Consider the following 18,533-nt stretch of genomic DNA (forward strand, 5'->3'; position numbering starts at 1 on the left):
TTGTGCGCAACCCGTTTGTGCCCGGCTGCCGGAGGGGCAGTGAGCGCGGGACGGGGTTGGGAAGCGGTGACGGCGGACGTCGACAGGCATGAACTCCGGCCCATCATCGCCGGCCTGAGTGAGGGCGAGATCCTCGTCGAGCCCGACCGGGCCATGGCGTGGTGTGCCAACGCGGCCGCACCGGCGATGCAGGGCGCCGAGAGCCTGAACGAGCTCGGGCCGACCATGGACGCGTACCGGGACCGGTTCTGCCTGCGCGACCGCAGCGACCGTGGCGCCATCGAGAATCTCGCCAACCTGCGAAGGCGGGAGGTCGGTCGGGCGAAGATATCCGCCGTCAACCTGACGGTGCGCGAGCGCCAGATCCTGAACCTCGTCTGCGCGGGCCGGAATAACGCAGCCAACGCCCGCACGCTCAACCTCTCACGCAATCACGACGCCGCGATCCACCGCAAGATCGGCGTCCGCAAAGGGTCGGAGGCGGTCGTCTGGGGTCGAGGAAACGGATTTCCGATACAAGTCTCTGGAGCAAAATGATTACCGTACTGGTATAATTTGCTCATTGAACACGGAGACGGGACGATCATCTCATCGTCGGTGCAGGGTTTTCTCGAACACGACGGAGCACCCATGGCCGAAGACAGGAGTTCCACTTCCGCCGAGCACCTCAAGGGCTCGGTCAAAGAAGCCCTCGGCAAGCTCACCGGCGACATCCGGGTCGAGGCCGAGGGGCGACGGCAGAAGCGCGAGGCCCGCGCCGCCAAGTCCGTCGGGATCCAGCCCGCCAAGCCGGGTGGGGACTGACGCGAATTCGACCGGCGCCCCGACGCGGAGGCGCCGACCCACACCATTATCACGCAAGGAGAACGACATGGTTGACACGGATCGGATCACGGGCGCCGCCAAGGAAATCGGCGGCAAGGTGCAGGGCGCGGTGGGCGATCTGACCGGCTCGCGGCGGGACTCGGTCGAGGGGCGCGCCCGCGAGGCGGCCGGCCAGGCCGAGAACCTCTACGGCCAGGCCAAGGACACCGTGCGTGACGCGGCCGAGCACGTCGCCGACACCGCCCGCGATATCGGCGGCCGAATTCGCGAGACCGTGGGCGGCCTCGTCGGCTCCGACGACGTCGAGGATCGGGCGCGCCGCGCGCAGGGCGCCGCCGAGGATCACTTCGACCGGGCCCGTCGCTCCGTGCGCCGCGCCGCCGACGACGCCTCCGATTACGCGGAAGACGCTTACGAGCGCGGCGCTCGCGCCCTGCGCCATGGCCAAGGCGGTGTGAGCGGCCAGGTCGCCGAGTACCCCCTCGCCTCCCTGCTGATCGCCGGCGCCGTCGGCTTCGGCCTCGGCCTGCTCGTCTCGGGCACCCGCGACTGAGCCGCCGACCCACGACTTCGAACGACCCAAGACCCGGAGTGAAAGAGTGACCATCCAGACGACCGCTTCCCCCCTCGCCACGACAGCCACGCAGGCCGACACGCGTGCCGTGCTGCTCAACCAAGTGTCCTGGGGGGCCATCTTCGCCGGCGCCGTCACCGCCCTGGTGACCCAGGTCATCGTGAACCTCGTCGGCGTCGGGGTGGGCCTGGCCTCCGTCGGCACCACCGCCGCCGACAACCCGTCGGCCTCCACCGTCTCGATGGGCGCCGGCATCTGGTTCGTGGCCTCGGGCATCGTCGCCTCGCTGGCCGGCGGGCTGATCGCGGGCCGGCTCTCGGGCAAGCCCCTGCCGGGCGCCGCCGCCCTGCACGGTCTCGTCTCCTGGGCGGTGACGACGCTGGTCGTGCTCTACCTGCTGACCTCGGCCGCCAGCGGCTTGGTCGGCGGCACGCTGAGCACGGTCTCGGGGGCGCTCGGCGGCGCGGGCAACCTCGTGGGCGGCACCGTGCAGACGGCGGCCCAGGCGGCGGCGCCGTCGCTGTCGAAGATCTCGAACCCGCTGGACGGCATCGAGGACAAGGTCCGCCAGCAGGCCGCCGGCCAGGACCCGCAGGCGGCTCGTGATGCCGCGGTGGCGGCGGTGCGCGCCGTGCTGACCGGTGACCCCGCCCAGAAGGAGCAGGCCAAGAACCGCGCCGCCGACGCGCTGGCCAAGGCCCAGGGTATCTCGCCCGACCAGGCCAAGGCGCAGATCGACGACTACCAGAAGCAGTACGAGCAGGCGGTGGCCACCGCCAAGCAGAAGGCTGAGGCCGCGGCCGTGACGGCCAAGTCGGCCGCCACCCAGGGCGCGTTCTACGCTGCCATCGCCCTGATCCTCGGCGCGCTGGCGGCCTTCTTCGGCGGTCGCCTCGGCGCCCCGAAGCCGGCGACGCTCCTCTCCTCCTACGACGCCCGCCGCGTCTGAACCCCTTCACCGGCCCCCGCCCACGGGCGGGGGTCTTCACCGGCCGGAGCATCCGGCCTCACTCGCGAAGCAGGAGCGCACGATGAGCAGCACCACCGACAAGCTCAAGGGTCTGGCCAACGAGGCCGTCGGCAACGTCAAGCAGAGCGTCGGCAACGTGACAGGCAACGACAAGCTCGTGGCCGAGGGCAAGGCGCAGGAGCTGAAGGGCGAGGCGCAGAAGACCGTGGGCGACGTCAAGGACGGCGCCAAGAACCTCGCCGACAAGGTCACCGGCAAGCACTGATCGCGACTCCAGCGGCGCCGGTACGGCCGGCGCCGCCCGAGAGAGCCGTGTCCGATGAGCAGAGGAGTGAACCATGAACCGCGACCAGATTCGTGGCGCGTCCCGTCACCTCCAGGGTCGCGCCCAGACCGCCGTCGGCGGCCTGACCGGTGATCCGATCCGCCAAGTGCGCGGCGCCGCCAATCAAGTGGCCGGCGGCGCACAATACGCCTACGGCCGCGCCCGCGACCGGGCCGAGGACCTCGCCGAGGACGGCCGTCACCTCGCTCACGAGGTCTGGGAGCGCGCCGACGACCTCGTCGAGGACGGCCGCCATGTCGCCCAGGAGGCCCGCCGCCGGGTGCAGACCCACGGCCGCCGCGCGATCCGCTATGCCGATGCCAACCGCACCACGACGCTGCTCGCCTTCGTCGGCGTGGCCTTCGCGCTCGGCTGGCTCGCCCGTTCCTCGCGCTGACACCGCGCCAACCTGGAGATCCCGATGATCCGCAAGCTTCTGACCGCCTTCCTGCTGCCGCGCGTGATCGCCTTCGTCACGCGCCGCGTCACCGGCCGGGCGACCACGCCGCCACGTCGCGGCTACTGACCGCCAAGCCCGGCGATTTCTGCCGATCCATCACGGAAAGGACGCGACATGAGCAAGGGATACCCCTCGATGACCGCCCTGCTGGGCCTGCTCGCGGTGGCGGGCTACCAGAACAGGGACAAGATCGCGGAGTGGCTCGGCACCCCCGCCCGGGACGCCCATGGGTCGGTCGTGCCGCCGGTGGCGCGGACCTCCCCGGCGACCGGGTCCGCGGCTCCCTCCAACCTCGAGCGCGTGCTCGGCGGGGTCGGCTCGGCCGGGGTCGGCGGCCTGTTGGCCAGCGGGTTGGCCGAGCTCGTCGAGCACTTCACCAAGGGCGGCCACGGCGAGACGGCGAAGTCCTGGGTCAATCAGGGTGCCAACCGCGACATCGCCGAGCCGGACCTGGAGCGCGCCATCGGCCCGCTGACCCTGGAGCACCTCACCCAGCAGACCGGCCTGAGCCGCTCGGAGATCCTTTCGCGCCTGTCGCGCGAACTGCCGTCGGCCATCGACCGCTACGCGACGGACGGCCGCCGCTTCGCCTGACAGCGGGACCCGAACGTCCCGGTCGTCCCATGGGGCGGTCGGGCAGCCGACCAGGGCCGGCATCAGGCGGCAGCTTGCACGATGCGGGGGAACCGTCACGCCATGATCACCGCCCTGCGTCGCATCCTCATCACGGCGCTCATCGCCGCGCTTGCCGGCCTCGGGGTGGTCGTGGCCCTGCTCGGCCGGCGCCCGCGGACACGCCTCATGCAACGGACCGCGGTCCCGGTCCCGGTTGCGGCTCCCGTGCCGGCCCCCCGCACGACCGGCGGCGGGCGGGGGCTGGCTATCGGGCTCGTGTGCCTGTTGATCCTGACGGGGCTGGCCGGGCTCGTCTACGAGCGCCATGACGCGACCTTCGGGGTCGGGGCTCGCGCGCCGGACGGCGCGGGCCAGCCGCTCGCCGCCCTGCCGCCGGCCGACGCCGGGACCGCCCGCACGCCGAGCCAAGCGGACGAGAGGACGACCCAGTCGGCGCGGACGCGCGAAGAGTCCGGCCCACCGGCCAACCGTCCGCCTTCGCGCCCGTCGGCATCGGCCGCGCCGGGGTTCGACGTCGTGCGCGTCGAGCCGAACGGCGACGCCGTGATCGCCGGACGGGCGGCGCCGAACGCGTCCGTCGAGGTGCTCGTCGATGGCCAACCCGTGGCGCGCGCGCAGGCCGATGCCGGAGGGCACTTCACCCTCACGCCACCGCCCCTCCCGGCCGGGAGCAGCGAGATCGGGCTGCGTGCGACGGATGCGAAGGGCGACACGCAACGGTCGTCGACCCGCGTCGCGGTGGTGGTCGCGCCGGCCCGGGATGCCAGACCCCTCGTCGCCCTGTCGTCGCCCGACGCGCCGACCCAGGTCCTGTCCCGGCCGGATGGCCCGGCCCCGGGTAACCCGGCTCCCACGACGGTGCCGGGTCGGGATGCGCCGAACGCCGGGCGAGACGAGCCGGGCGCCGATGCCGGCATCCCGACGACGGGTATCGGGACCGGCGCGCGCCGAGCAGGCGGGGCGACGTCGCCGACCGATCCCACACCCCGAGGGGCTCGCCCGGCCGAGAAGCCCGTCGCCGACGCGACGACGGCATCGCCCAAGGTCGTCAGCATCGATGCCCAGGACGGAGGCAAGCTCTTCGTCACCGGACGGGCAGCCCCCGGGGCCAGCCTGCGGCTCTACCTGAACGATTCGCCGGTCGCCCCGGCAACGGTGGGCCGCGACGGCACCGTGACATTCACCATCGGCCAGGGCGTGAAGCCCGGCAAATACAGGGTCCGGCTCGATCTGGTCGATCCCGTGACGGGCAAGGTCCGGGATCGGGCAGAGGTGCCGTTCACGGCGCCCGGTGCCGGCCACGACGAGGGGGTGGAATACGCGGCGACCCAACAGGGCGGAGTTCCGCAGACCACCGTGCCAAACCCGTCGGAGCGAGGGCCCCCCGGAGATGCCGCGGCGCTGCGCGCGGACCCGGCGCGACCCACCGGCACCGGCAGCTTGGCGGCTGACGTTCCGTCCGGGGCCATGGCGGACTCGGCCGAAGTCTACGTCCCCCGGATCGAGACAGCCCGCATCGTGCGCGGCGACAATCTTTGGACGATCAGCCGCCGGACCTACGGCGAGGGCGAACGCTACACGCTGATCTTCGACGCCAACCAGGACCAAGTCCGCGATCCGGACCTCATCTATCCCGGACAGGTCCTCGTGCTCCCGGACAAGGACGTCGTCGACGCCGGCCAGACCGGCAAGCGCGACTGACTAGGTCATCTCCCACGCTGCGAAGACTGGTTTCGCCGCGTGGGCGGGGTTGTCCGGGTTCGTCTGGGCGGCGGGTCAACCTCGGTTCGGGACGGCTATGACGCCGCTAGGCCGGTCCGATACAGCGACCAATCGGACCTGTGCGACGTGACAGGGCCGGATGGCATCGACAGGCGCTGCCGAGCACTCCGTGCCGGCCCCTGGCGCCTCTCTGTCGGCTTCGACGGTCCGGGCGCGTGCGATGGACGCATCTTGTCGATGCTCCAGCCGCCTGCGTGTTGCAGAGCGAGGCCGCGCCCGTGCGGCGCCGCGCTGGCGCGGCGCCGACTCCGGTTCAGTAGCTGACGTAGCCGCCGGCGCCCTGAGAGGGGCGCACCCGGCCGCCGGTATTCACGGACGGGGCTGCCCGCTGGCGCTCGGCCTGGCGGTTGGCCAAGGCGCGGCCGGCGGCGCAGCCACCGACGGCGCCGAGGACGCCGTGCCCGGCATAATGGCCGGCGATGCCGCCGACGATGGCACCCTTGATGCAGCCCTTCGCCTCGGCCGCCTGACCGGCGGCCAGAAGGGCACTCGCCGCCACAGCGGCCACAGCGACACGCTTCATCATGATAATCTTCCCTCCGCGGCATCTCCGTGGCCGCAACGACGATTTGGGTATTCAGAGCGCGTCATGAAGATGCCGTGGTGCAAATTTCCATGAATTTCACCACTTGAATTTCCGAGGCATACTACAGAATGACGATCCGTTCGCGTCGATGCTCCGCGATGACGAAAATGAACATTGCTTGAACGGAGGCGAGCCGTCGATGGAAGAGAGGGTTGCTCCTGTCCTGGGCGTTCGCCGCGTCAGGTCTTCGTGACGCGACCGGCCTGGCCTGCCGACATGGGCCGGCCGCCCGACCTGATCCTCCGGCGGCTCCGGACGACCTGACGGAGGACGACGGAGATCTGGTCGGCCGAGCAGGGGGTGTGCCGGAGCTCGAAGCCGTTCGCGCCCTCCTCCGCGTTGGTCGCCATACCGCAGAGCCACGGCGTGGATGCGCTGCCGACCGGTCTCGTCCGAGCGCCCGAGATCACGCAGAGAACCGTTCTCGACGCACCGCCGGATGGTTCCACGCTCCGTCAAGCTGAAGCCTTCGCGTTTCAGGCGTGCATCGCGTTCGCTGTCGTGCCCCGCCGCGAAATCCTTCGTGGCCACCAGTGCCTGCAGGCGAGCGAAGGCGCCGAATTCCCGCTCACGTTTCTCCAAGAGCGAAAACCCGTCGCCGATCGAGCGCCATGCGCCCTTCCCGTAAGCAGCCCTTCGTCGGCCGTCCGGCAATTTCGGCTCGGGGTGGGAGCCGACTTCAACTTGTCGTCTCGAAACAAACAGCGCGAGACATCGGACACCATCAGTGAGCGCAGATCAGGCGGCCTTCACGCCTGCCAGGAAGCGCGAGACTTCCTGCGTCAGGTTCTCCGCATGATGTGCAAGCTCCCGGGCCGCACCGAGCACCTGAGTTGCCGCGGCGCTCGTCTGGCCTGCACCCTCGCGCACGTTGGTCATGGCCGCCGTCACGAGGCTCGTCCCCTGCGCGGCATGAGCCACATTCCGCGCGATCTCCTGCGTCGTGGCGCCCTGCTGCTCCATTGCTGCTGCGATCCCAATGGATGTGTCTGAGATCTCGCCGATGACGCGTTCCAGGTCCTGGATGTCCAAGACCGCTTGATGCGTCACGGCTTGGATCTCGGCGACCTGCTCACCGATCTCACCGGTTGCCTTCGTGGTCTGACCAGCCAAGTGCTTTACCTCCGCGGCGACGACGGCGAAGCCTTTCCCAGCCTCGCCAGCGCGTGCCGCCTCGATCGTGGCGTTGAGCGCCAGCAGATTGGTCTGCGACGCGATGTTGGAGATTACCGACACGACTGAGCTGATGCGCTCGGCGCTGACGGTAAGCTTCTGAACTGTAAGGTCCGTTTGCTTCGCCTTGTCGACGCCCTGATAGGCGACACCGGCTGAATGGCCGACCTGCTGGACGATCTCCTGCACGGACGCGGACATCTCCTCGCTGGCTGCGGCGACTGTTTGGACGTTGACCGACGTCTGGAGCGCCGAGCCGGCGGCGGCCACAGTCTGCTCTGTGGTTTCGGCAGCCGTAACCGCCATAGCGTTCGCGGTGGCCTCCATTTCGGTGGCCGCGCCTGCCAGCCCCTGAACAAGGGCGGAGACGTTGTGCTCGAACTCCGTCATCATCACGGCCAGCACGCTCACCCGGCGCAACTTGAGTTCGTTCTCGACAGCCTGCGCCTCAGCAAGTTTCCGGGTGAGTTCAGCGTTGCGCGTGGCTTCCGCCGTGGCATGCTCGGATGCCGTCATCGCCTTCGCCAATTGATTGACCGCCAGCATGAGCGCGCCGGCCTCGACAAGAAGGATCACGGCATGGATGACGACGCGGGTGTAATCAGCGCCGTCCGGAAATACGGCTGCCGGATAGAGCACGTTCAGAGCGAGATGATGGATAGCGACCACACCCGTGGCTGCAAGGATGGCGCTCCAGCAACACCAGCCGGCCACGACGGCGAGAGCAGCGAAGAACAGCATGTGCATGTCGATTTGCAGATGCGTTCCTGCCGTGCCGAACACCACCAAGCCAACGAGCGACATGGCTGCAGCGGAAGAGAGCTGGCGTGTGATCGCCGCTGGGCCATTGACGCGTGCGACCAGTCCGACAACGACGATCAGTGCGCCTCCAAAAGCAGCCGCAGCAGCAAGATTGGCGTCCGTGGCCCAGGCCGTGAGGACGGCCACGATATAGAGCAGGCCCAGCCCCCCAAGCATCACAGGCATGAAGGCGTGGCGCAGCGCCGCGAGGTTACTGACAGGCGTCATAGCTGGTGAGTTCCAATCGTGGATGATGACGCAGAGGCCTTGGGCAAGCAGCCGCTCACCGCGGTAGCTGCAACGACAAGGGTCGCGCCCTCTCGGTAGAGCGCCCACACAAGATTCGGTGGGGCAGAGCTGAGGATCAGGATGTGCCCGCGCGGCGACATCCACAGAATCCGAACGTCGACACCAGCGATCGCCGCAGGCGTCAGTTCATCAGGGCTGAGGCGTAAGACCGCGACAGGCTCATCGTGCCGCGGGCTGAGCGACAGGGTGGCAGGGCCGAGCCCACAGAGAAGGATGAAGCCGCCGACGAGGATGCTGTTTGCGCCTCTCGGTCGAATGGGTCGTCCGGGCGGGTCAAAAATCGGCCGAGCCTGCGTCATTCTCTTTCATGTATGGGTCGTAGAGATTCTTTCGCCCCTATCGCCCCAAAATCTTATATAAAGCCTTTATAAAACTATATTCTTGGACCTCTTGGGTGTTTACCAAGTCTACTACAAGTAGTGTGGTTCAAATTTCCGTGATCGGGTTGGGTCAAACAGGCCTGTCGACTCTCTCCGTTGCTTCTTTGGTATTTCGGAAGTCAGCCTCAGTCTCGATCGAGCACAGTCGGGATCGGGCTGTCCGTAATCTGATCTTCTGATCATCGGGGCAGGCTTTTAGTGGGCGAGCGGCAACATCCGCTTCGATGCCGTCGCGCTCAGAACCGGACCGGCAGAAATCACCCTGAGCGGCCGTCCCGTGTCCGACCCAACCCGGCCGCCCCGACGGCTCCCTGTCGTTTCCGTGAGCAGACGCCCCGCTAGACCACCGACAACTCCGGCAGACTGATGGAGGAAGGGCTACGAAACGGCGTGCGGATTCTATCCTCTCGGGAGGTATCCGATGCACCGTGGAGCGAGGTTTCGGCGGCTCGCAAGCGCCGATTGCCATCGTCGAAATGATTCACTGAAGGGGTCATGACCTAACATGCATTAGATCATTCGCCAGCTTGTTGAATCAAAATTGACCTATTTCTGAAAAATTCAAGCTTTATACCGATTGATGCAAAAGTCCTGGAGGCAATTCTGCGACCGCTACAGCGTCCGCGACACTCGCGGCGCTGCCTACCTTAGGTATTTTTTTAACAATTTTAAATTAGAAACAGACGAACACACACTCGGAAACCATTATGAGGCCACCTGTCCTCATCGAAGAAGACGACCGCGTGGCAGCACTCGCCGCGTATGATCTCGTCGATACGGTGCCGGCACCTGCCTTCACGCAGATCGTCAGCTTGGCCACCCGCCTGTTCGACGTCCCTACCGCCTTTGTTTCACTGGTCGACCGCAGCCGGCAGATCTTTCACGCCAAGGTCGGCCTTGACCTGTGTGAGACGGACCGGGAGGTCGCGTTCTGCTCCCATACCATCGCGCAGCGCGACACTCTCGTTGTCCTCGATGCCACCCTCGACCCACGCTTTTGCGACAATCCGCTGGTTGTTGGACCGCCATATATTCGCTTCTACGCCGGGATCCCGCTCGTCGCACCGTCGGGCCACGCCGTCGGCACATTGTGTCTCGTCGATACGCGGCCACATCACGGCTTCTCCGCCGCGGATCAGACGATCCTGCGGAATCTGGCGGACCTCGCCCTCGACCGCATGGAACTGCGGCGGCTGCAGGTTGCCGAGCAGGCAAGTCACGCGCGCTTCCTCCAGATTGCATCCACCTCGCCGAACGGCATCGTCTGCGCGGACGCTGCGGGCCATATCACCTTCTGGAACGATGCCGCCGAAGGCTTGTTCGGCTACTGTGCCACCGAGGCGGTCGGGCAATCGATCGATCTGGTCGTGCCCGAGCGCATGCGCAGGGGCCATGACGGCGGTCTGCACCGGATCGCCGCCGGCGGTGAACCCCGTCTCCTCGGCAAGACCGTCGAGTTGCCCGCGCGGCACCGCGACGGGACGGAATTCCCGATCGAGCTGTCGCTGTCGCGCTGGGAGGAGCAGGGACAACCCGCTTTCGGCGCGATCATCCGCGACATTCGCGAGCGGCGCGCCAACGAGGAGCGCCTGTTCCGCCTCGCCCATCTGGATCCCCTGACCGAACTGCCCAACCGGGCCGTGCTGCGCGAGCGGTTGACCGAGATCGTCACGGCCATGCGGGCCGTCTCCGTGCTGATGTTCGACCTCGACGGCTTCAAGGAGATCAACGACAGCCACGGGCATGCCACGGGCGACGCCGCCCTCAAGGCGATGGCTGCACGCTTGCTGGCCTGCGTGCGCCCCATCGACACGGTCTCCCGGCTGGGCGGTGACGAGTTCGTGCTCATCATGCCTGACATCGGGGATCCTCTGCGTGCGGCCGCGGTCGCCGAAGCGATCATCACGGCGGTCGCGGAGCCGTTCGAGCACGCGGGGCAGACCCTCCGGGTCGGTACGAGCGTCGGCATCGCCCTCGCGCCGGCCCATGGCGAGAATGCCGACGATCTCCTCTCCTGTGCGGATCTTGCTTTGTACCAAGCCAAGAGCGAGGGGCGACATTGCTACAGGTTGTTCGCCCCCATGCTCCGAGAGCGGGCCCAGCGCACGCGTACGCTGCGGGACGAGCTCGGCCGTGCCGTGGAGAATGACGAGTTCGTGCTGTTCTATCAGCCGCAGGTCCGCATGCGGGACGGAGCACTGACCGGCGCCGAGGCGCTGATCCGCTGGCAGCATCCCGAGCGCGGCCTCCTCGCGCCCGGGGCGTTTCTGGACGTGTTGGACAAGAGTCGCTACGCCGCACAAGTCGGTGACTGGGTGCTGCGCACCGCTTGCCGACAGGCCGTGGCGTGGCGCGCAGTGGGCGCCGCACGCTTCCGGATCGGCGTGAACCTATGCAGTGCCCAGGTGCAGCGCGGGGACCTCGCCGAGACGGTTCAAGTCGCTCTGGCCGAAAGCGGACTGCAGGCAGACGGTCTCGAACTGGAAATTACAGAGAACATCGTGCTGCGCCACGACGCGCAACTGGTCGTCGCGCTGCGCAACCTCCGCGAGGTCGGGGTCGGCATCGCCTTCGACGATTACGGCACCGGCTACGCCTCCCTCAGCCTGCTGAAGCGCTTCCCGCTGACACGCTTAAAAATCGACCGCTCATTCGTCACGGGAAAGCTGGCATCGCATCAGGACATGACGATCGTGCGGGCGATCCTGCAGCTTGGCCACGGCTTCAAGCTGGACGTGATCGCCGAAGGAATCGAGACCGAGGCGGAGTACACGCGCCTGCGGACGAAGGGCTGCCAAGAGGGGCAGGGTTACCTATTCGGCAAGCCGATGCCGGCTGACATCTTTGCCAATCGGTTCGGGCTGAGGATCAGGGAAGACATGCCGGCCGCATTGACTGCCCGTTGATGCCTTGCGTCGCGCAGGCCTCACCCGGCAGGGATGCTGCGCTCCACACCATCGCTGACGGCGCGCAGGCGTCGGAAGAAACGAGGTCGGCGGCAGGCCATCCTGTCGGCAGACTCGGTGCTGTCGCGCCGGTCCAAGTCTGTCGGTGACGCGGTTGCACGCTTCCGTGCAACCGCCCGCGCTGCCGTTCGGCCGACGCGATAAACCGCGCACGTCTGAAGGGCGTCCGCTTACGCCCCAGACAGAACGGGGAGCGGATCGTCCCGAACCCATCCTGAGAGGCCCTCCCGCTTCCGGCCCAGTGGAGGCATTCAAGCTGCCGGTCAGGCACTCCTCAAGCGGACGCTTGATGCCGGCACATGACCGACTGCTTCGACGCTAAGGTGCAGCTTCATCCCCTAGACGCGCACGAGCGCCGATCGGATGACGGTTGCGCGTCGATTCGCGGCTCCACGGGTAACAACTTCTGATGGATCTAATAAGATCTGAGTGCAGGACATTGACGGGGTCAATCACCATTGGTTGATCGCCGAAGAAGCAACCTATAGCCGGTTCGAATATAAATATTAAGGCTCTCCCGGCGAAGAGCAGGTTGCTTGGTGGGCTGCCTGTGAGGGCGGGAAGCCGATCCAGGCTCCCCCATCTTGCCCGTGTGGCCGCGTCACCGCCTCCACTCCGGCAGGCGCTGGGCGGCCGTGCGGGGTGCCCCGTCCAGGACCGGATCATGCGCCTTCACCTGACAGTCAAAGCGTCACTCCTCGCCGCCTTCGGCCTCCTCGCGCTCCTGTGCGCCGGCCAAGCCGTTCTCACGACTCTGACGCTCTCGGGCATCCGGGCCAACGTCACGGGCGTCGCCACGAACTGGCTCCCCTCCGTCGTGGCGATCACCAACATCCGCGCCGCGGCCGCGGACGTGCGCATCAAGCAGTTGCGGACTCTGACCCTGTCCGGCAGCCCCGAGCAGCGGGCCGAGAACGCGCGGCAGATCGATGAGGCCGTCGTGGCGCTCGCGGCCGCCCGGACGACCTACGAGCCCCTGATCTCGTCCGCCGAGGAGCGGGCTCTCTACGACGCGTTCGGCGCCACCTGGGAGCGCTACCAGACCGTCGGCCGCGAGGCGGCGCGCCTGGCGGAGGCAGGCCAGAGCGCCGACGGTGCCCGGCTCATGGCCGACCCGGCCAACATCGACCTCTACAACGCCGCGCGCGACACCCTGGTCAAGGATGTCGCCCTGAACGAGCGCGGCGCGCGCGCGGATGCGGACAGCGCCATGGCGGCGACGGATTCCGCGACCGTGACGGCTTATCTCTCGATTGTGCTGAGCTTGCTGGCGGCCTGCGGCGCGACCGCCTTCGTGCTGCTGCGCGTGTCCCGCCCGATCCAGGCGATGACCGGCACGATGACGATCCTCGCCGCGGGCGATACGAGCGGCGCGGTGCCCCACCGCGCGCGCCGCGACGAGATCGGCGCGATGGCGGCGGCCGTTCAGGTGTTCAAGGACAACCTGATCCGCACGCGCCGGCTCGAAGAGGAGACCGCGCAGACGCGCTCGGCCCTCGAAGAGCAGCGCAAGGCCGGCATGCGGCAGATGGCCGACGGCTTCGAGGCCGCGGTCGGCGGGATCATCGGCACGGTGTCGTCCTCCGCGACCGAGCTGCAGGCGACCGCGCAGGCGATGACCGCCACGGCCACCGAGACCGCCAGCCAGTCGACGACCGTGGCGGCGGCGGCCGAGGAGGCCGCCTCCAACGTCAGCACGGTGGCGGCGGCGGCCGAGGAACTCGGCTCGTCGGTGCAGGAGATCGCCCGCCAAGTGCAGGGGTCGGCCAGCCTCGCCCATCTCGCGGTGAGCGAGGCCGATCAGACCGGCCTGCGCGTGCAGGAACTCAGCGCCGCCGTCTCCCGCATCGGCGACGTCGTCAGCCTGATCTCGAACATCGCCGGCCAGACCAATCTTCTCGCCCTCAACGCCACCATCGAGGCGGCGCGGGCCGGGGCTGCGGGTAAGGGCTTCGCGGTGGTCGCCTCCGAGGTGAAGGCGCTGGCCGAGCAGACCGCCAGGGCCACGCACGAGATCTCGGGGCAGATCGCCCAGATCCAGGCTTCGACCGGCCAGGCGGTCACGTCGATCGCGGGCATCACCGGGCGGATCCGCGAGATCAGCGGCGTCGCCACCTCGATCGCCGCCGCCGTCGAGGAGCAGGGTGCGGCGACCCAGGAGATCGTGCGCAACGTTGCGCAGGCCTCGACCGGCACCAACGAGGTGACGGGCAACATCGCCGGCGTAGCGCAGGCGTCGGAGGAGACGGGGGCGGCGGCCTCGCAGGTCCTGTCGGCGGCCTCGGAGCTGTCGCGGCAATCCGAGTATCTCGGCGCCGAGGTCAGCCGCTTCCTCGCAACCGTGCGTGCCGCCTGAGACGAGCCTCTCGTCGCGAGCACGTAAGAGGCCGACCGAATCCCTGAACGTCCGCTTCCGCCTCATCTTCGAGCGGAAGCGGACGGGCAGAAAACCACCTCAAGCCGTCCTCTCGCTCCCGACCCAACCCGACCCGGCCGCTTGGATCATTATGTTTTAGTTTCGAAAGCGGACACGGACGCCGAAGAGCAGCGCGGACCAGGACGCGCTACGTGGAGATCGGGTCCCGCTCGCGAAGCGTCGATCTTTTGGTGCACCTGCTCCCTATCGGTAACACGCACGGCCGGGTTTTTGAGCTTCCGCTGTAGGCTTGCCTTGGTGTGCCCTTCAAACGGCCGGTCAGCCTGCCAGCGCCGCCGTGTCATCCCTGTGATGGACTGCGTCAGCATCCCGTCCCCCCCTCACGAGGACTGCTGCTGCAACAGCGAGCGACAGGCCAGAACCGACAGGCGACACAACCCCAGGAGGCAGTTGACTGCGTCCTCTGGCTCATCTGCTCCGGCAACTACCGCGCAGCTTGGCCGGAAACCTGACGCGCCAAAAAATGGCCGATCCGAGCCACTCGGCGGCTTCCGGACGCCAGAAGATACCGGCTGGATGCAGTCGGGTGGGCTTTAAAAACTCCTCGTCACGTCACGCAGTGCGAACATCGGCAGGCTCGCTCGCCGAGGGGGAAGCCTTGGGAAGCACTGGATGGAGCACTCGACTTGAAAGATACCGTTGGGTAGGTATCTTTGAGGCGGCGCCGATTTGCCGTGCGTCAAGGAGGGGGCATGGCGACCGCCTACAACCGCAAGAAGCAGCCAGAGCTCGTCCGGCGGACGCTCCTCGATTGCGCCGCCAAGCTCGCGCTGGAACAGGGCTTGGCCGCCGTCACGGTGCAGGCGGTCAGCCACGCCGCCGGCGTGACCAAGGGGGCGCTGTTCCACCACTTCCCAAGCAAGCAGGCGCTGGTCGAGGGCGTCGTCGCCGACCTCATCGCGCAGCTTGACGCAGATATCGACGCCGCCATGGCGAAGGATCCTCGTCCGTACGGGCGGTACACGCGGGCTTACGTCGACATCACCCTGCACGACCCGATGATCACCGAGGGCGGCCAGTGGGCTGCCCTACACATCTCGATTCTCGCCGAGCCCACCTTGCGCCGGATGGTGTCGGACTGGTTCGCGGAGCGCCTTCACCGCCACCGGGATACCGACGGGGACGCCGATTTGGAGTTCGTTCGGCTCGCCGCCGACGGCGCATGGATCGCCTACCTCGTGCGCGAGAAGCCGACCGACCCGGTGCCGGAACTCGGCGCGCTCCGCGCACGGCTCATCGCGATGACCCTGGCCGAACCGAAGCCAGCCTCGGGCGGGGACAGGGGCTGAGCGATGGGATCGACTTCGATGCACGGATTCGCCCCCGCCCACGGGACGGACGGGCCGGATGACCTCACGGGATACGGCGACCTGGCCGCCCGGCACGTTTCCGCTGGGCGCGTCCTCGGTCTGTTCCGCCCCTACGCGGGCCGGATCGCGCTCGTCCTCGGGCTGATCGCGCTCGCGACGGCGGCGGGGCTCGCCGCCCCGTTCCTGCTCCGGGAGATCATCGACGTCGCGCTGCCGCGGGGCGACGTGCGCCTGCTCGGGCTGCTCGCGGGGAGCCTCGTCGGCCTCGCCGCGCTGGCAGCCGGCATCGGCGTGCTCCAAGCCCTCGTCACCGCGAAAGTCGGGCAGACGCTGATGCACGACCTCCGGGTCCGCGTGTACGCCCACCTCCAGTCGCTGCCGCTCGGCTTCTTCACGGCGACCCGGGGCGGGGACATCCAGGCGCGCATCGCGAGCGACATCGGCGCCCTCCAGGCGCTGGTCACGCACACCGCGGGCGAAGCGACGCGCAACGCCAGCGCTGTCGCGATGACCGCGGCCGCCATGCTCTTGCTGGAGTGGCGGCTTGCCCTGTTCTCGTTCCTGGTTCTGCCGTTGGCGACCTGGATCAGCAACCGCGTCGGTCGGATGCGCGAGGAGACCACCTACGCGCAGCAGGAGCGGATCGCCGAGATGACCGCGGCGGTGCAGGAGTCCCTGTCGGTCTCGGGCATCGTCCTCGCCCGCACGATGGGGCGCACGCCGCACCTGGCGCAGCGTTTCGCGCGGGCCTCGCGCGAGGTGGCGACCCTGGAGGTCCGCTCGCACACCGCGGGCCAGTGGCAGTGGTCGGTCATCGATCTCGTTCTGCAGGCCCTGCCGGCCCTGACCCTGTTCCTCGGCGGCTGGATGATGAACGCCGGGACGGCCATGACGGTCGGCACGCTCGTCGCCATGATCGCGCTGCAGGAGCAGATGCTGTTCCCGCTGGAGGAGGTGCTGCGCACGGGCGTCGAGGTCCGGAAGACGCGGGCGCTGTTCGCGCGCATCTTCGAGTACCTCGACAAGCCGGCCGGGATCACCGAGCGGCCCGATCCCGTCATCCTCGAACCCGCGCGGGTCGCCGGCCACGTGCGCCTCGACGGCGTGACGTTTTCCTACGACCGGTCGGGACCCGCCACGCTCCGCGGCGTCACGGTGGACATCCCTGCCGGCTCGCACACCGCCATCGTCGGCGCGACCGGCTCGGGCAAGTCGACCCTCGGCTATCTCCTGGCACGCCTCTACGACGTCGACGCGGGCGCCGTGCTCTATGACGGCGTCGACGTGCGCGACCTGAGCGCGCGTTCGCTCTCCGACATCCTCGGTGTGGTGACGCAGGACCCGTTCCTCCTCCATGCCAGCGTCGCGGAGAACCTGCTGTTCGCCCGGCCCGAGGCGACGGTGGCCGAGATGGTCGAGGCGGCGCGCATCGCCCAACTGCACGACCTGATCGCGGCGCTCCCCGACGGGTACGACACCGCCGTGGGCGAGCGGGGTCACCGCTTCTCGGGCGGCGAGAGGCAGCGCCTCTCGCTGGCCCGGACGATCCTGCGCGACCCGCGCGTGCTGCTGCTCGACGAGGCGACGAGCGCCCTCGATACGGCGACGGAACGGGCGATGGTCGAGGCCCTCGCCCGCCCGGCCAAGCCCCGTACGACCATCACCATCGCCCACCGCCTCTCGACCGTGCGCCGCGCCGACCAGATCGTCGTGCTCGACCGGGGGACGGTGGTCGAGTGCGGGACGCACGAAGCCCTGCTCGCCCGCGACGGCGCCTACGCGCGCCTCGTGCGCAAGGCGGCCTGACGGACTCGACCCACGGACGGATTCCATGTCTCCGAGCACACACATGCGGCGGATGCCGGCCCTCGCCCTCGCGGTCGCCCTCATCCTGCAAGGCTGCAAGCCGGCGGCGGACGGCCAGGCGGCGGGCGGTTCCGGAATCGCGGGTTCGCCCCCCGATGTCTCGACCGTCACGGCCGAGGCGGCGACGGTGCCGCGCACCCTCGACCTGCCGGGGCGCCTCGTCTCGACGCGGGTCGCCGAGGTCAGGGCTCAGGTCGCCGGCATCATCCAGGAGCGCGCCTTCGAGGAAGGCAGCCTCGTCAGGAAGGGCGACGTCCTGTTCCGCATCGACCCCGCCGTGTACCGGGCCGAGGTCGATGCCAAGTCCGCCGCCCTCGACCGGGCCGAGGCCACGCGAGTGCAGGCACTGCGGCAATCGGAACGCACCGAGACGCTGCTGGAGCGCCAGGCGGCCAGCACCGCCCAGCACGACATCACCACCGCCGCCCTGCGGCAGGCCGAGGCCGACGTCGCGAGCGCGAAGGCGCAACTCGCTCGGGCCCGGATCGACCTCGACTACGCGACCGTCCGCGCGCCCATCGCCGGCCGCATCGGCCGGGCCATGGTCACGGAGGGCGCCCTCGTGGGCCAGGGCGAAGCGACGAAGCTCGCGCTGATCCAGCAGGTCGACCCGATCTTCGCCGACTTCAACGCTTCCGCCGCCGACGCCGGGCGGCTCGCCGGCCTCGGTCCGGGACAGGGGGAGACGAAGGTACGCCTGGTCCTGCCGGACGGCTCGCTCCACCCCGACGCCGGGCGTCTGCTGTTCACGGATGTGAGCGTCGACCCCGGCACCGGGCAGGTCTCGCTGCGGGCGAGCTTCCCCAACCCGAAGGTCGCCCTGCTGCCGGGCACCTACGTCCGCGTCCGCGTCGCGCAGGGGGAATTGCCGGGCGCGGTCATCGTCCCGGCCCAGGCCATCCAGCGCAGCAGCGCCGGCGTCGCGCAGGTCTACGTCGTCGGTGAGGACAGGACGGCCGCCCTGCGCCCCGTCAGGGCGGGGGCGCTGACGGACTCCGGCTGGGTCGTCGAGGAGGGCCTCAGGGCCGGGGACACCGTCGTGGTCGAGGGCTTTCAGAGGCTGCAGCCCGGCATGGCGGTGAACCCCATGCCTTGGCAGGCCGCCCGGACGGCCGCCGCCACCAAGCCCTGAC

The 18,533-nt window shown here is 68.7% G+C and carries 15 protein-coding genes and 1 pseudogene; 14 read left to right on the forward strand and 2 right to left on the reverse strand.

The genetic code is table 11. The features are described from left to right. Positions 1-66: 66 nt before the first annotated feature. From GGQ91_RS28595 to GGQ91_RS15175, 9 genes and pseudogenes are all read left to right on the forward strand, one after another. Positions 67-273 (forward strand): annotated as a pseudogene (locus GGQ91_RS28595) (helix-turn-helix transcriptional regulator); the annotation flags it as partial. Positions 274-348: 75 nt separating this feature from the next. Next, positions 349-537 carry a LuxR C-terminal-related transcriptional regulator gene (locus tag GGQ91_RS28600; RefSeq protein WP_374701288.1) on the forward strand — a complete coding sequence of 63 codons (189 nt, stop codon included), beginning with the start codon at positions 349-351 and terminating at the stop codon, positions 535-537. A gap of 93 nt (positions 538-630) precedes the next feature. Beyond that, a complete protein-coding gene (locus GGQ91_RS15145) occupies positions 631-804 on the forward strand; it encodes a CsbD family protein (protein ID WP_081948643.1) in 174 nt (57 codons plus the stop codon). 67 nt (positions 805-871) lie between these two features. Then, positions 872-1,378 carry a CsbD family protein gene (locus GGQ91_RS15150; protein WP_043346042.1) on the forward strand — a complete coding sequence of 169 codons (507 nt, stop codon included), beginning with the start codon at positions 872-874 and terminating at the stop codon, positions 1,376-1,378. 46 nt (positions 1,379-1,424) lie between these two features. Continuing rightward, a complete protein-coding gene (locus GGQ91_RS15155) occupies positions 1,425-2,348 on the forward strand; it encodes a PhnA-like protein (protein WP_075380196.1) in 924 nt (307 codons plus the stop codon). An 82-nt stretch (positions 2,349-2,430) separates the two neighbouring features. Next, positions 2,431-2,634 carry a CsbD family protein gene (locus GGQ91_RS15160; protein WP_182592300.1) on the forward strand — a complete coding sequence of 68 codons (204 nt, stop codon included), beginning with the start codon at positions 2,431-2,433 and terminating at the stop codon, positions 2,632-2,634. 73 nt (positions 2,635-2,707) lie between these two features. Continuing rightward, positions 2,708-3,091 (forward strand): CsbD family protein, encoded by a 384-nt coding sequence (locus GGQ91_RS15165; protein WP_053608516.1) that lies wholly within the window; start codon positions 2,708-2,710, stop codon positions 3,089-3,091. A 177-nt stretch (positions 3,092-3,268) separates the two neighbouring features. Further along, on the forward strand, positions 3,269-3,748 hold the full coding sequence (locus GGQ91_RS15170; protein WP_043346035.1) for a YidB family protein: 480 nt from the start codon (positions 3,269-3,271) through the stop codon (positions 3,746-3,748). Between the two features lie 102 nt (positions 3,749-3,850). Beyond that, positions 3,851-5,491: a LysM peptidoglycan-binding domain-containing protein gene (locus GGQ91_RS15175; RefSeq protein ID WP_182592301.1), complete on the forward strand. Its 1,641-nt coding sequence runs from the start codon at positions 3,851-3,853 to the stop codon at positions 5,489-5,491. Between the two features lie 334 nt (positions 5,492-5,825). Here the strand turns inward: GGQ91_RS15175 and GGQ91_RS15180 are convergent, their stop codons facing one another. Then, entirely contained in the window at positions 5,826-6,098 is a 273-nt protein-coding gene (locus GGQ91_RS15180; RefSeq protein WP_374701287.1) for a hypothetical protein, read from the reverse strand. 798 nt (positions 6,099-6,896) lie between these two features. Beyond that, positions 6,897-8,360, reverse strand: a complete 1,464-nt coding sequence (locus GGQ91_RS15185; protein ID WP_053608518.1) for a methyl-accepting chemotaxis protein — start codon at positions 8,358-8,360, stop codon at positions 6,897-6,899. Between the two features lie 1,168 nt (positions 8,361-9,528). Between GGQ91_RS15185 and GGQ91_RS15190 the strand changes: the two genes are divergently transcribed. From GGQ91_RS15190 to GGQ91_RS15210, 5 genes are all read left to right on the forward strand, one after another. Then, on the forward strand, positions 9,529-11,727 hold the full coding sequence (locus GGQ91_RS15190) for a putative bifunctional diguanylate cyclase/phosphodiesterase (RefSeq protein ID WP_182592302.1): 2,199 nt from the start codon (positions 9,529-9,531) through the stop codon (positions 11,725-11,727). Positions 11,728-12,451: 724 nt separating this feature from the next. Then, a complete protein-coding gene (locus tag GGQ91_RS15195; RefSeq protein ID WP_182592303.1) occupies positions 12,452-14,143 on the forward strand; it encodes a methyl-accepting chemotaxis protein in 1,692 nt (563 codons plus the stop codon). A 773-nt stretch (positions 14,144-14,916) separates the two neighbouring features. Further along, complete coding sequence (locus tag GGQ91_RS15200; RefSeq protein WP_043757309.1) at positions 14,917-15,513, forward strand: TetR/AcrR family transcriptional regulator; 597 nt, start codon at positions 14,917-14,919, stop codon at positions 15,511-15,513. 18 nt (positions 15,514-15,531) lie between these two features. Further along, on the forward strand, positions 15,532-17,340 hold the full coding sequence (locus GGQ91_RS15205) for an ABC transporter ATP-binding protein (RefSeq protein ID WP_182592304.1): 1,809 nt from the start codon (positions 15,532-15,534) through the stop codon (positions 17,338-17,340). Between the two features lie 25 nt (positions 17,341-17,365). After that, positions 17,366-18,532: an efflux RND transporter periplasmic adaptor subunit gene (locus GGQ91_RS15210; protein WP_179696608.1), complete on the forward strand. Its 1,167-nt coding sequence runs from the start codon at positions 17,366-17,368 to the stop codon at positions 18,530-18,532. The last annotated feature ends 1 nt before the right edge of the window (position 18,533 follow it).

Origin of the sequence: Methylobacterium fujisawaense, assembly GCF_014138435.1 — a bacterium.
In the GTDB taxonomy this organism is placed as follows: Bacteria; Pseudomonadota; Alphaproteobacteria; order Rhizobiales; family Beijerinckiaceae; genus Methylobacterium; species Methylobacterium fujisawaense.

Excerpts from the sequence above, each read along its gene's own strand:
- GGQ91_RS15180 (WP_374701287.1), bottom strand. The coding sequence starts at position 6,098 with ATGATGAAGCGTGTCGCTGTGGCCGCTGTGGCGGCGAGTGCCCTTCTG.
- GGQ91_RS15165 (WP_053608516.1), top strand. The coding sequence starts at position 2,708 with ATGAACCGCGACCAGATTCGTGGCGCGTCCCGTCACCTCCAGGGTCGC.
- GGQ91_RS15160 (WP_182592300.1), top strand. The coding sequence starts at position 2,431 with ATGAGCAGCACCACCGACAAGCTCAAGGGTCTGGCCAACGAGGCCGTC.
- GGQ91_RS15200 (WP_043757309.1), top strand. The coding sequence starts at position 14,917 with ATGGCGACCGCCTACAACCGCAAGAAGCAGCCAGAGCTCGTCCGGCGG.
- GGQ91_RS15185 (WP_053608518.1), bottom strand. The coding sequence starts at position 8,360 with ATGACGCCTGTCAGTAACCTCGCGGCGCTGCGCCACGCCTTCATGCCT.
- GGQ91_RS15170 (WP_043346035.1), top strand. The coding sequence starts at position 3,269 with ATGAGCAAGGGATACCCCTCGATGACCGCCCTGCTGGGCCTGCTCGCG.
- GGQ91_RS15175 (WP_182592301.1), top strand. The coding sequence starts at position 3,851 with ATGATCACCGCCCTGCGTCGCATCCTCATCACGGCGCTCATCGCCGCG.
- GGQ91_RS15205 (WP_182592304.1), top strand. The coding sequence starts at position 15,532 with ATGCACGGATTCGCCCCCGCCCACGGGACGGACGGGCCGGATGACCTC.
- GGQ91_RS15195 (WP_182592303.1), top strand. The coding sequence starts at position 12,452 with ATGCGCCTTCACCTGACAGTCAAAGCGTCACTCCTCGCCGCCTTCGGC.
- GGQ91_RS15145 (WP_081948643.1), top strand. The coding sequence starts at position 631 with ATGGCCGAAGACAGGAGTTCCACTTCCGCCGAGCACCTCAAGGGCTCG.
- GGQ91_RS15150 (WP_043346042.1), top strand. The coding sequence starts at position 872 with ATGGTTGACACGGATCGGATCACGGGCGCCGCCAAGGAAATCGGCGGC.
- GGQ91_RS15190 (WP_182592302.1), top strand. The coding sequence starts at position 9,529 with ATGAGGCCACCTGTCCTCATCGAAGAAGACGACCGCGTGGCAGCACTC.
- GGQ91_RS15210 (WP_179696608.1), top strand. The coding sequence starts at position 17,366 with ATGTCTCCGAGCACACACATGCGGCGGATGCCGGCCCTCGCCCTCGCG.